This window comes from Micromonospora sp. RHAY321 (assembly GCF_023896955.1).
Lineage (GTDB): Bacteria > Actinomycetota > Actinomycetes > Mycobacteriales > Micromonosporaceae > Micromonospora.
This window is the reverse complement of record NZ_JAMHIW010000010.1, coordinates 48,647-60,822: the sequence shown is the minus strand read 5'-3', so window position 1 is coordinate 60,822 and position 12,176 is coordinate 48,647. Positions and strand designations below refer to the sequence as shown.

The following is a 12,176-nucleotide window of genomic DNA, read 5'->3' as shown; positions in this document are numbered from 1 at the left end:
TGAACGCACCTGGCACCGCATCGGTCAAGTCGAGCCGGGCAACTGGTACGCGAACCGGCGTTATCGGCGGCGGAGGGTGACCTCAGTGGTTGGCCGTCGGGAGACCTGCACGGTCAGGCCGAACACGCTGCCGTCGGACAGCTCCAGCCACACACCGCGGTCGAGGGTCAGAACCTGGGCGTCCCGGTAGGTACGGGCCGAGATGATGTGCACCGGCTGGCCATCGCCGGCGGTGAGCTGGGGCAGGCCGGCGTCGTCGCAGAGCCGGTCCAGCTCGTCGCTGGTGAGCAACTGGAGCACCAGGGCTTGCAGGATCTCCTCGTGGGCGTAGCCGCTGAACTCGTCGTCAACGTCGTCGCGCATCGCGTTGCTCCGATCGTGGTCGTGGGATTGCCATGACTGGTGGCGGGGTCACGGGGCGCCGAGCGCAGAGCTCGGCTGCTCGCCGGGGGCGGGAATGTCGCCGACAAGGTGGTCGCAGTCGTAGGGGTGCACCGGGATCCACGTCCACGCCCAGCCCATGACGATGTACTCGCCGTCCGCGTTCGGAGCGATCCGCTGCACCGCCTCCGGGTCGTAGTGCACCCGGCTTTCGTCGACGTCGATGACGTCACCGTCGAAGCGCATCCGGGCCATCGACTCGTCCACGAGATCGTCCAGGTCGCTGCCGGTGACGCCTTGGTCGGCGAGGTGCTGCCGGTACCGGTCGCGCGCGGCCTGCTGCTCGGCGACGATCGCCTCGGCCACCTGCCGGGTGCAGGTGAACACCGCCCACCCATTCCAGGTGTCGACCAGCGTCCCGACGAACCCCACCGGGATCCGCACCTCGCCATCGCTGTTCGGCGTCCACGCCCAGTCACCGGCGAACACCCCGGGCTCACCGATGCGCACCTGCTTCGGGTGCAGGTGGCTCAGGTCGCGGTCGTCCCCGGTGGGGTTCAACAGCACCCGGCACTGCCGGGCGACCTCGTCGGTGACCGCGGCGTCGAAGCCGTCGCACCACGCCCACCGTGTCTGGTCGCAGCGGGCCGTGGTCAGGCCGTCCCACGCCGGCGCTCCGTCCGGGGCCGCCTCGGCATACCGGTCCCGGTCCTCGGTGAGAAAGTATCGGTCGGCCGCGGGAAGGCCGTCGAGCACTGCGGGATCGCCGTCGTCGACCGCGGTCAGGACCTGCCGTGCGGTCGCGGCGACGCTGCCGCGGGCGCGGCCACCGAGAACGTCCTGGGCCCACCACTGCGCCGATTCTCGTCCGGGGGCGGTGCCCGCGGCGCGCAGCGCGTCGAGCACCCGCTGCCAGTCAGCGTCCGTCACGTCTTGTCCGGCGATGCGGCGGATGCGGTCACCGGTGTCGAGGATCATCGCCAGCCGGGAGCCGCTGTCCCAGTCGACGTCGACGATCCGCCGGTCGGGGTCGTAGCGGCGGACGGTGCCTTGGTCACCGGGCCGCAGCTGGGTGTGCGGGTCGGTGGTGTGCACGAGCGCCACGCGCTCGCCTGGCTGATAGGTCATTGTGTCTCCGTTTCGATGTGGGTCGTACGTGGACGCACAGAGCGCCCAGCAGCAGCCGACGGTGTGGCTGCGGCGCATGTGTTGCTGGGGCGCTTCTGGTGACTGGGCGGAAGAGGCTGGGGCTGGCCATGCGAGCAGTCCCGGCATCCTCTGCTCGCGTTCATTGGCGGATAGGTGCCAAATTTGCGAAAGGTCAGCGATGCGTATCGTCAGTGGAGGCGTTCAGTCGATACGCGTTACGCCCAGTTGGGGTGAGGTAGTGGCCTGTCTCGAAGCCAGTCGCGGCAGCGGGTGACACCGGCTGCCATAATGACCCTTGTAGACGAAGGGACGCGGGCTGAGAAGGCAGCCTTGGTCTAATTGGGGCAGTGGTATATTGAGCGGTTTGAAGAGGATTGGCGGGAGGCGTGATGCCAGGAATGCTTTACTATCCCGACATCAACCCATCGAACGCCGGGCTATATCACGCACTGCTCTATTGGGACAGGATCGCGACTGTTGTGCCGCCGAACTATGCAGTACTACTCGACGACCGGATGCGGGAGGTAGCGGACGCCGGACTGTACGAGCCAATCGAGGCTGGCCTGATTTACGACCCAGCTCGGATGATTGACATGGACGTTGAGCTGGTCGCCGCGTTGGAGCAGATTCCGCTCGATGATCTCCTTCCGCCTCTAGACCGCGTGGCATATCCAGGTTCGGGCTTCTACGCGGCGAAGGCGGACAGCAACTGCTTGGACCTGCTCCAAGGTATGGGGCTCGTCTTGCCTGACCGGCGGGGGCCGGAGGTATGGGTGATGAATCCTCGAGTGCAGTTGGTGATGCTATCGATCATCGCCCGGCGAGTGGCCGCTGAACAAAACGCCATCGTCGGGCATACCGCTAGCTCGGCGCTACGGCCGTTCACCGATAAGGAGCCCGCCTACTGGCTGGGCCATCGGCCGCTGTCAGGGATGACTTCCCACGCAGGCCACGTCGCTCATCTAAGTCGAACCGAAGCCTGCTGGCGGGTCGAAATCGGTCGGCTCCTTCCGGTTCCGGCCGAGGACGTCCTCCTCTCCGACGTGCTGCGATTCCGGGAGCGTTACAAGCCAGAGCGTGAGCGGCTCCTCATGGCGGTGGAGAAGCTGCTGCACGATCTGGCGCAGCGGTGGGAACATCCAGAGGACATTGTCCGTGAAGCTGAGCAACAGTTGACGGAGGCACTCGACAACCTGCGCTCCGCAGCCCGGGCGACGAGACGCCGATGGTTGACGCGGTCCGTCGCGGTCTGCGTGGCGATCATCAGCAGTGGCACGGCAGCAGGTCTCGGGGCCAGCCTCGGTGCCGATGTTGACGCCGAGGCGATTTCCCAGATCGCATTAGCTACCACTGTCGCCGGTGCTGCCGTAAACATCGCCACAACCCCAATCCGCGGCAGTGACGCTCCCACCTCGCCGTACACCTACCTGCAGCGGGTTAGGTCCGAACTTCGGCTCGATTAAACTGAAGGCCTATGCCCACGCTTAGCCGAGTCGTGAGGACCCGCCTTAGCGCGAGTGCAGCATGGGCTAGTCGACGATGCGGCGGACGGCGGCGAGTTGGCGGCTCCACGCCGCGAGCTTGCTGATCTTCACGACGTCGCCGGTGTGCGGCGCCTGAATCAGAAGGCCCTGTCCGAGGTACATGCCGACGTGCCCGGGGCGGCTGGCGCTGCCACGGCTGCCGGCGATGAACATCAGGTCTCCCGGCCGCAGGTCGCGGTGGTCGGTGACCGGCGCTCCGGCGTGGACCTGTTCGCTGGTGGTGCGGGCAATGGGGATGCCGGCGGCCCGGTAGGCCTGCTGCAGCAGCGACGAGCAGTCGCACTGCCGCGCGGGGACGCCGGAGTGCGCGGCGGTGCAGTCCCCGCCGAAGGTGTAGGGGGTGCCGAGCTGGGCCAGGGCCCAGCCGATCGCGGTGACCACCGGCAGCGGCGTGCCCGCCGGCAGGGAGAACCCGGATGGCAGGGAGACCGGTTCGCCGCCGAACTGGCCGTCACCGCCGTCGACCAGGCACAGCGGGTTGCTCATCGCCTGCTCCAGATCGCCTGCGATCGGGCCGGCTGCGCCGCCGCCGGTCAGCAGGCGGACCATGGCGATCGCGTCGTCTTCCCACTTGGCGTAGGCGCCGGGAAAGGCGGAGCGCTGCACCGCCTGCGCGGCCTCGGTCAACGGCATGGCCTGCCAGCCGTCGACCGTGAGCAGCGTGGTGTAGAACTTCCCGGCGGCGAAGCGGGGATCCTGGAGCTGGGCGGGTGTGCCCCAACCCTGGGATGGGCGCTGCTGGAACAGCCCGACCGAGTCCCGGTCCCCGCCGGGCAGGTTCCGCAGGGTGGACTCCTGCCTGGCGGTGGACAGGGCGATGACCCAACCGCGGGGCGGGACCGCGCGCTCGGCGCCGACGGCGACGATGGTGGTGGCGTTGCCGACCTGCTCGCTGCTCCACCCGCCGACGCCGTTAGCTGGTGGGGACACGCTGATGCTGGGCAGTAGCGGCTGTCCGTCGGGGCCGACGGCGCTGTAGCAGCCGGCGGAGGCGGTGCCGCCGCCGGTGAACAAGGCGCCGACGCCGGCGGCGCACAGCACGAGCAGGGCGACCACGCCCGCGCTGATGGCGCCGAGGGCACGCGCGCTCATCGGGGCACCCCCGGCGTGGGGACGCAGCAATGATGTGCGGCCCAGGGGTGCGCGATGGCGCCTTCTGCCCGGTACGGGGCGGAGGGCTTCGGGGCGGCGCAGGCGTCGAGGTGGTAGCGGGCGGCAGGTTCGCCGTCGTCGGTGTGCACGGCGATCGCGTCGGCGGCGGGGTCGATGAGGTAGATCCATGCCGCGTCGAGGTGCGCGGCCTGCGACAGCGGGAAGACGCTGACCGGTTCCGGCGCCTCGACCGTGCCGTCCGGCGACGTGGCGGCCAGGGTCATGCCGACCCCGGCAACCGGGTGCTGCCCCGCGAACCCGGACGTGGCGGCGCCGGTGATCGTCGGGTCGAGGTACTCCCAGTCGTGGGCGAGGACCGCGGCGACGAGAACGTGGGTGTCGCGGCGGGCGTGGCCCGCCCAGATGCCGGCGAGCGCGGGGATGACGGCGGCGGGATAGCCGTCGAAGAGCACGAACCGGGCGTGCGCGAGGTGTGGCTGGTGGGGGTCGGCGGTGCCGACGTAGCAGCGGCTGCTCACGAGCAACTCCTTCGACAGTGTTCACGGCAGGACGAGGCGGACGCGGGCCACATCCGGGGCCGCGGCGAGCACGCGGTGGGGATGGGCGGGCCGGGTCGGGCACTGCGCGCAAGGCCACGCAGCGCGGCGGCTGCGTGGCCTTGCGCGGATGAGGGCCGGTAGAGCGGCTGTTTGCTGTAGGCCGCCCGGGCCGGTAGCCGGGGCACCTGGTCGGCGCGGGTCGGGTTAGGTCAGGTGGACTGCTGGGGCCACCGGGTGACCCGCTGGACGCCGGTCGATTCAGCCAGGGCGGTCAGGTAGTCGTGCCAGCTGGTGAGCCAGCGGGCGGGCAGGGTGGGGTCGAACTGCCGGGCGGTCACGTCGACGATCTGCCAGCCGGTGGGGTCGCCACCGGGTTCGGCGAGCAGGACCGTGCGATGGATGAAGGCGACGACGCCGGCCTGTTCGTCGGCCCAGCCGGCCACGTCGACCACCTGCGCGGGATAGCCGAGCTGCTGCAGCCGTTCGGCGGTGGCGGGCGCCCAGGTGAGGCAGTCCCCGTCGGCCGGTGCCGGCGGGACAGGCAGCTCCCGCACGACGGCGGGCAACCGCCGTGCGGAGATCTTCGGGTGCAGGCGGTGGATCGCCCGCCTGGCCTTCGGGTCCGGGTCGTCGATGCCGGCCATGCCGTGCTCGGCGGCCTCCGTACCGGAGCCGAACAGCGGCACGGGGGAGACGTAGGCGCGAGTCGCCGCGACCTCGTCCGGGTCCATGCCGTGCAGGGCGGCCAGCCGCAGGGCGAGGAGGTTGTCGGTGTCGTGGCAGCCGGCCCAGCCCGCGCACACCCGCCCGTCGGCCTGGTGGCACAGGAACAGCCCGCCCGGTTGCAGTGCCGTGGGCGCATCGTAGGCGGGCAGCTTGGCGTACTCGGAGGCGTCCCACACGCCGGAGGGCACGTCGCGGCGGTAGGGGCAGGTCCCACACGGGGCCTTCGCCGGGCCGCGGGTGCCGTCCCGCTGGCCGCTCACGGCGGCCGGTGCGTCCATGTCCGCTTGCGTGCTCGCCGGCTGCGGCCATGCTGCGGGCTTGGCGCGCCACCCGAAGATCGGGTCGCTGGTTTCCACGGATCCGCAGCGGGGGCATCGGGCGTAGCTGTCCTGGCCGTAGCCGGCCATGGACGGCGTCTCGTCCTGGAAGACCTCGTTGACGGCTCCGCAGATCCGGCAGTGGATGGATGCCCCGTCCGGGGTGGACACCTCGAAGATCGGCTCCTGCTGTTCGCTGTTGCGCCACGGCTCGAAGCGGGTCACGGCAGGGTCCTTCCGGTGAGGCGGGCGGTACCGGCGAGGAGCGCGGCCAGTCCGGGCCCGGTCGCGGGAGTGTTCGCGGCGGCGGGGGTTTCGTCGACCGCGAGGAGGGGGTGGTCCTCGCCGCACAGGTGGGTGAGCTGGTAGACGCGGCCGTCGGTGTCGACGGCGTCGATGCGGCGCGCCTGCCGGGGCCCGCCGGCGACGGTGAGGATGTCGTCGTAGAGGGCGGCCCAGGCCAGGAGCCGGGCGTCGGGGGCGGTGTCGCGGATCAGCCCGATGATGGTGTCGAGGGTGGCCCGATATGGCATAGCGGCGCTGAGCGGGTGGTCGAGGCCGGTGGCGAGGCGGTGCAGCAGTGCGGGCAGCCCGGCGGGTTCGGTGAGCAGGCCGTCGGGGTGCAGCGGGAACTCGACGCTGCGCATCGCGCGCAGCTTCGCCGGACAGCCGGCGTGCAGGGGCCGGTCGTGGATCAGCAGCAGGGTCGCGGGGCGACCCCAGCCGAGGACGTCGGCGTCAGCGTTCGTGGCGAGCAGGCAGCCGGCGAGAGTGTGGACCGCGGGGAAGGACAGCACGGTCGTCTCCCTTCGTGTGGAGGCGGAATAGGAAGGGACCCCGCAGCCGGCGGCTGCGGGGTCCCTGGTGCATGCGGAGCGGGATGGGGTTCAGTGCTGGTGGTGTCGGTCGCGGCTGCGCCCGTAGTCGGGTGGTCCGGTGAGCGGGCTGTGGCCCCACACGCCGAGGCCGAGGCGTTTGGCCTGGTACATGGCCTGGTCGGCCTCGGCGAGGACCTGCCGTGGGCTTACGCCGAGCCGCAGGAGGGTGTAGCCGACGGACGCGTGGACGTCGATGGTGTCGCCGTTGTCGAGGCGGATGGGCGCGTCGCCGATGCTGTGCCAGGCGGCGCGGGCCGCGGCGGCCACGTCGTCGCGGTCGCCGCGCACGAGCAGCGCGAACTCGTCGCCGGACAGCCGCGCGGCGACCTCGACGGGAGCGTCGAGGCCCGCGAGGAGTCGCCCGACGTGGGCGAGTAGGACGTTGCCGGTGTCGTGGCCGAAGGTGTCGTTGACCGTCTTGAACCGGTCGAGGTCGAGCAGCACCAGCCCGAAGGTGCCGTAATGGTTGAGGGCGGCGCGCAGCCGGGTGAGCAGGAGCCGCCGGTTGGGCAGGCCGGTGATCTCGTCGTGGGTGGCGTCGTAGCGGGCCGCGTCGAGGGCGTGGTGTTGGCGCCACAGCAGGGCACCGGCGAGGGCGAGGCCGGCGAGGATCCCTCCGACGGTGGTGACGATCGTGTGCAGGATGGGAGACACTCGTGTCGCTCCTTTTCTCGGGAAGGAGCACCGGGGGCGGGCGTGAGGCGCCAAACTTCAACGCCCGCCCTCGGGCTACATGGACAGTCGCCGGTTACTGGCCGCCGCTGGTGGGGGCGAGCTGGAAGGTGGCCGGCCGTTCGACGGTCTGAACGGCCTTCCCGGCGATGACGAGCTTGGCCAGGGCGTTGGCGGCCGCTCCCGCGCTGGCCTTCGCCGCACCCGTGCCGGCGTTCGCGGCGTCGACCAGCCTGCACAGCTCGCCAACCTTGTACTGCCGGTCCGGGTGGGCTTCGAGAACGTCCAGAACCGCCCCCCGCAGCGACCCGCCGACGCGCCGCGCATTGGCCGGTCGGGCCTCGGCCTGCGGTGTCTCAACGATCTCGCCACCGTTCGGCTCCAGATCCCGGGTCAGGTCGGCCGAGGGTTCACCGGCGCTGTCGATATCAGCGGACGTGGGCGTGGTGGCGTCGTCGGCTGGCGACGCGACGGGCTTGAGGTCCACCACCGCCGGCTCGTTGTGGTCGCCGTCCCCTGCCTGCTGATCATCGGGCGCTGCGGCCGGCGGGCAGTCACCGTTGCCGCTGCGCTCGTCCGGCGTCCCCAGCTCAACACTGGGGCGGGGTTCACCGGGGTCGGCAGGACGTTGCCCGCCGGATTCGCCGGTCGTGGCGGTGGCGGCGCGGCCGGCGGCGGTCAGCCGCCACAGCGCGCGCCCGTCGTCGGTGCGCACCCGCTCCACCTGCCCGGAGCCTTCCCAGGCGCGCAGCTTCGAGGTGGTCGTGGAATAGCCGAGCCCTGCGTGCTCCGCAACTGCCGTCGCGGTGGCCTCGCCGAGTTCGGCGAGCGCGGCCAGCACTTTGATCATGCTGTGCGCGGGGACGGGCTCCTGTGACGTGTCGGTCATCGGCGTGTCCTTTCTCGTCAGTAGTGGCGCCGGGATTGAGGGCCGTGCACTGATCCACGCTTCGAGCGCGGCGGTGATCAAGTGCAAGGACCGGATCTCGGGACGCCGACGTCTCTCGCCTGGCTGCCGGCTCGCCTCCATCGGCCGCCAACCAGGGCGGTTGAGCACGTGCGTGCAGGGCATCCCAGGCACGGCCGTGCGGCCGCGGGCGGGAGTGCCCGGGAGCGCGGATGGCCGGGCAAAGGCCAGGTCGTGCGGGCGTCAGGCGTCAGCAGGGGGTGTCCGCCGGCTCGTGTGCGGGCCGTCGGAGGCGATGGAGAGGATCTGGCGAGCGCGGCCGGCCAGCGCGGTCAGGGCCAGACGCATCCGGGATCTGGCCGGCATCCGGGTGGATTCACTGTCGTGCCAGAACCACAGGTGGGCGCCGACGCTGTAGTAGCCGTCGCGGTCGGGATAGCAGCGGTCGACCACATCGAGGCGAATACGGTCGCCGGTGTCGTACTCCTCGAGCAGGAGGAGCGTGCTCCCGTTGAAGCGCAGCCGCGGGTACTCCCCAGGCATGCTGTCGAACCGCCACGGGCCGTCGAGGTCCGCGGCGATGCGTCGGGCGGTGGGCGCGTCGAAGCGGCAAATAAGGCCATCGGTGGCGGTGGTGTAACCGTCGGCGACCAGCGCGGGGTAGCCCCAGTCGCCGACCCGCGACGAGGTGACCATCCGGGGACGCCACCGGGCCTCGGGTGCGGCGATGTCGTCGCGGTGGTCCAGAACCTGCACGCTGCCGGCGTGCAGGACCTCGCCGGGGCGAGTGTGGGGGTGGACGAGCAGCCAGTGGTGGTCGAGGTCCCGCCCCCCGCGCAGCACGTCGATCAGCCGCCGGCGGTTGGAGTCTTGATGTCGCAGGGGCAGGAAGGCGCTGAAGGTCGGGGTGGAGGTGCGGGCGACGGTGGGGCGCCACGAAGCGCTGTGGACGCTCTGGTGCTCGCCGTGTGCGTCATGCCATGCGGGGACGCCGTTGGAGCGCAGCACGCCGGTGCCGGCGGTGTAGGTCAGCGTCAGTGCCGGCCCGTTGGATCCGCCGGCAGCGGCTTGGGCGCCGGTGAGGCGGTGGGTGGGGCAGGCGAGGGCGTGTTCTGCCAGGGGCAGGACGTCCTCCAGTCGGAACCACAGTCGGGTGGACATCAGCATGGGTGCCTTCTGTCGATGGGGCGGGAAGAGGAACAGAGCGGCCTGTCGCAGGCCGAGCTGGGTGGGCACCCCGAGCCCGGGGTGCCCGGCGTGCTGTGTGTTCTCGCGCAGCGGTTATCGGCCCCCAGCCGGCAGTCGTAGAGGGGGCGATCGTCATGCGGTGTGCCGTGCGTCTGCGCTGTGGGGCGCTGTCTGCCGGTACGTGGCCGGCGGCTGCGCCAGCGCCCTTTGAAGAGGGCCCGGACGTGTCGCAGGATCGTGTTCCTCGCCCCTGGGCCCCGGTTCGGGCGGTGTGCGGGCCTCAGCCTGCTGGTTCAGCTGCGAGCAGCGGCGAGGCGGCGGCGGTCAGCGGTGCGGGCAGGACGGGTGTTGCGCGCCGGCGCAGAGGGGTGATCGGCGGGCAGCGCACCCGGTGAGCGGGTGTTACAGGGCGACGGCGATCAGCCGCTGGCTGGGCTCGACGGTGTCGAGGTAGCGCAGGGCCTGCTCGAGGTAGGTCACCCGGTGGGTGAGGGCGTCGCTGGCCGGGGACAGCTTGCGGCCGTCGGCGGTGAGCAGGGCGTCGCCAACGATGGCGCTGGTGGCGCTGTAGTGCTGGTAGGCCATCTGGCCTGCCTGGTACATCTCCAGCTCTCCGACGCTCGGCTGTCCGGTGCCAGGGGTGGCGGCGGCGTACATCCGCATCGCGTTGACGCGGGGTTGTGCGTGGAAGTCCGCCGCGGCGGCGTGGAGGGTGTACCTGTCAGGGTCGGCGAGGTGGCGGGCTTCGAACACCGGCCACGGCGTGGCCGGGCGGGTGCCATGCACAATCTGCTGCCAGATCTGGTAGCGGATGCCGGCGCCGACACCCGCGGCGTGGCGCATGCCTTGCAGGTCGAGCAGCTTGACCGGCCCACCGGCGCAGGCCGGCGGGCGGCCCTTGCGCAGGCCGACCATCTGGTGCCGCTGCCACAGACGCAGCGCGGGGACAGCCCAGAACAGCGGCTTCAGGGTGCCGGTGACACCGAAGTGCTCGTCGAGGTGATGGGCGGTGAGCGCCTCGGCAGGCAGTTCGTCGGGCAGGCACACGACCATCGTCTGGATGGTCGGGGCCGGCGTGACGGTTGGCCGTGGTGCGTTTGGGGTTGCCCGGGTGGGGGTCGGCCTGGTCGCCGGGGTCGTGGTGGCCTTGGCGGGGGCCGGCTTCGCCGGGAGGGCGGGCACGCGGCTGCCGTGACGGGTCAGCGCAGTGCCGTTGACGGTGTTGGCCATCGGTGAGGACCTCCTTCGTGCGGGCGCGCTGCGGGCGCGCAGGACGACCGGCCCACCGGGTACATGGGTCGGGTCAGGGAGTAAGAGAAGAGGTGGTGTGGGTGGTTGGTGCGACCGTCAGGGGTCGCCGCGCGGTGCGCGTACCGACCGGCCGGAGAGGCGGGTGGGCGTCGTGCACCGGTGGGTGCGGCGAGGGATCCCTGAGGTGGGACCGAACCGGGTGGAGCGATATGAGGAGTGGTGTTGCCGAAGAAGGTAGCGGCCGGCTCTCACAGCGCCTGCCGAGCGAATGTGCGCGGCGCAGGGGTGTTGACCTGGGCTGTGAGAGGTTCCGGCCCTCCGTGAGCGGGAGGGTGCCGGTGGCGCTGTGAGAAGCGGCCGCACTCACAGATGATCTTGTTGTCTGGCAGACACGGATGGTGACGGCGTTCCTCGCAGCGGCGAACACGTCGCCGCAGGCCTCTGACCTGCCCCGTGAGGGTCTCGCCCGGCGGCCGCCTTCTTGTCCGGTCGGACCCGGGGCACGGGGTCCATGCGGGGCCGCGGCCGGGTTGCCTGCCGCGGGACATCCCAGGTGCGGGCCGCTGGGCTTACGGTTCGTCGTCGTCTGGGGCGGGGTCGCCGAGTCCGGCCAGGTCGATCAGGCGCCGTGGGGCGTCGCTGTCGCCGTGTACGAGCCACACCGCTTCCGCCGGGCTGGTCTGGTCGTCGATGCTGTCGCGGGCGGCGGTGGCCACCGGCACCCCGAGGCGTACCTGGGCCAGCAGTTGGTGCAGGTGCCGTTCGCGGGCGGCGGTGGGCAGCCAGAACAGCACCGGCCAGGCGGGTCCGCCCTCGGCGACGTGCGCGGCGTACCCCGTCAGTTTCTTCAGCAGCACCCGGTGCCGCTCGCCGCCGGAGTCGTGTTCGAGGAAGAACGCCACCCCCCGGCCGTCCTGGGCGAACACGCCGTGTCCGTCGGGCCGGACGGGCGAAACCAGGGCGGTGCGGAACGTGCCCGGTTGCGCGCAGCGCTGCGCCGACCACCACCGTTCGAGCCTCGCCTCTGATTGGGTGCGCGCGTAGCCGGCCAGGTCGGTGAAGAACTGGTTGACGCCCAGGTCATGGTCCAGGGTGCGGCTGGTGGCGATGCGGCGAAGCCCGTCGACCGTTATACCTCGCCGTGGCGGCGGCTCACCGCGGCTGGCTGCCACGAACTCCGCGCCCAGTTGGTCGAGCACGTAGTGCCAGGGGAACGATCCGCCGCCGGGGCGCAGCGGCCGGAACCGGTCCACCAGGGCCAGCCGGTGCAGTCTCAACAGGCGGCGTTGAGCGAAGTCCAGCGACCCGAACAGCGCGTGAGCGATCTGGAAGGTCGTGAGGACGCGGTGGTCGGCCAGCCAGTCCAGCAGGAGCTGGTCACGGTCGGTGAGCTGGGCGCGGACACGCAGGACGCGGTCGCCGCTAGCACGCATGGTGACCACCCCTACAGGAGGAGACCCGGAGGGTCATTCCGGTCGGCGCCGTGGTTGCCGCACACTGGCGTGGTGCTG

Annotated in this window: 12 protein-coding genes; 1 reads left to right on the top strand and 11 read right to left on the bottom strand. The window is 71.3% G+C overall.

Going from position 1 to position 12,176, the window contains the following annotated elements; translation table 11 throughout:
* Positions 1 to 60: 60 nt before the first annotated feature.
* Together M8C17_RS20940 and M8C17_RS20935 are read right to left on the bottom strand one after the other, a co-directional pair.
* Positions 61 to 363 (bottom strand): hypothetical protein, encoded by a 303-nt coding sequence (locus M8C17_RS20940; RefSeq protein ID WP_252418216.1) that lies wholly within the window; start codon positions 361 to 363, stop codon positions 61 to 63.
* 48 nt (positions 364 to 411) lie between these two features.
* Complete coding sequence (locus M8C17_RS20935) at positions 412 to 1,509, bottom strand: DUF4314 domain-containing protein (protein WP_252418215.1); 1,098 nt, start codon at positions 1,507 to 1,509, stop codon at positions 412 to 414.
* A 410-nt stretch (positions 1,510 to 1,919) separates the two neighbouring features.
* Here M8C17_RS20935 and M8C17_RS20930 point away from each other — a divergent pair, with 410 nt between their 5' ends.
* On the top strand, positions 1,920 to 2,993 hold the full coding sequence (locus M8C17_RS20930; RefSeq protein ID WP_252418214.1) for a DUF6236 family protein: 1,074 nt from the start codon (positions 1,920 to 1,922) through the stop codon (positions 2,991 to 2,993).
* A gap of 66 nt (positions 2,994 to 3,059) precedes the next feature.
* Here M8C17_RS20930 and M8C17_RS20925 read toward each other — a convergent pair whose 3' ends face one another.
* From M8C17_RS20925 to M8C17_RS20885, 9 genes are all read right to left on the bottom strand, one after another.
* On the bottom strand, positions 3,060 to 4,166 hold the full coding sequence (locus tag M8C17_RS20925) for a C40 family peptidase (protein WP_252418213.1): 1,107 nt from the start codon (positions 4,164 to 4,166) through the stop codon (positions 3,060 to 3,062).
* The gene (locus M8C17_RS20920; RefSeq protein ID WP_252418212.1) at positions 4,163 to 4,705 is read right to left on the bottom strand and encodes a hypothetical protein; all 543 of its coding nucleotides are present in this window, start codon (positions 4,703 to 4,705) and stop codon (positions 4,163 to 4,165) included. The genes M8C17_RS20925 and M8C17_RS20920 overlap by 4 nt, the downstream gene beginning before the upstream one ends.
* 230 nt (positions 4,706 to 4,935) lie before the next feature.
* On the bottom strand, positions 4,936 to 5,994 hold the full coding sequence (locus tag M8C17_RS20915; RefSeq protein WP_252418211.1) for a DUF6283 family protein: 1,059 nt from the start codon (positions 5,992 to 5,994) through the stop codon (positions 4,936 to 4,938).
* Positions 5,991 to 6,566 carry a hypothetical protein gene (locus M8C17_RS20910; protein WP_252418210.1) on the bottom strand — a complete coding sequence of 192 codons (576 nt, stop codon included), beginning with the start codon at positions 6,564 to 6,566 and terminating at the stop codon, positions 5,991 to 5,993. The genes M8C17_RS20915 and M8C17_RS20910 overlap by 4 nt, the downstream gene beginning before the upstream one ends.
* Before the next feature lie 90 nt (positions 6,567 to 6,656).
* On the bottom strand, positions 6,657 to 7,301 hold the full coding sequence (locus M8C17_RS20905; RefSeq protein WP_252418209.1) for a GGDEF domain-containing protein: 645 nt from the start codon (positions 7,299 to 7,301) through the stop codon (positions 6,657 to 6,659).
* 94 nt (positions 7,302 to 7,395) lie between these two features.
* Positions 7,396 to 8,208: a helix-turn-helix domain-containing protein gene (locus tag M8C17_RS20900; RefSeq protein WP_252418208.1), complete on the bottom strand. Its 813-nt coding sequence runs from the start codon at positions 8,206 to 8,208 to the stop codon at positions 7,396 to 7,398.
* Positions 8,209 to 8,469: 261 nt separating this feature from the next.
* Entirely contained in the window at positions 8,470 to 9,393 is a 924-nt protein-coding gene (locus tag M8C17_RS20895; RefSeq protein ID WP_252418207.1) for a hypothetical protein, read from the bottom strand.
* Between the two features lie 423 nt (positions 9,394 to 9,816).
* Entirely contained in the window at positions 9,817 to 10,644 is an 828-nt protein-coding gene (locus M8C17_RS20890; protein WP_252418206.1) for a hypothetical protein, read from the bottom strand.
* A 590-nt stretch (positions 10,645 to 11,234) separates the two neighbouring features.
* Positions 11,235 to 12,098, bottom strand: a complete 864-nt coding sequence (locus M8C17_RS20885) for a replication-relaxation family protein (protein WP_252418205.1) — start codon at positions 12,096 to 12,098, stop codon at positions 11,235 to 11,237.
* Between the last annotated feature and the right edge of the window lie 78 nt (positions 12,099 to 12,176).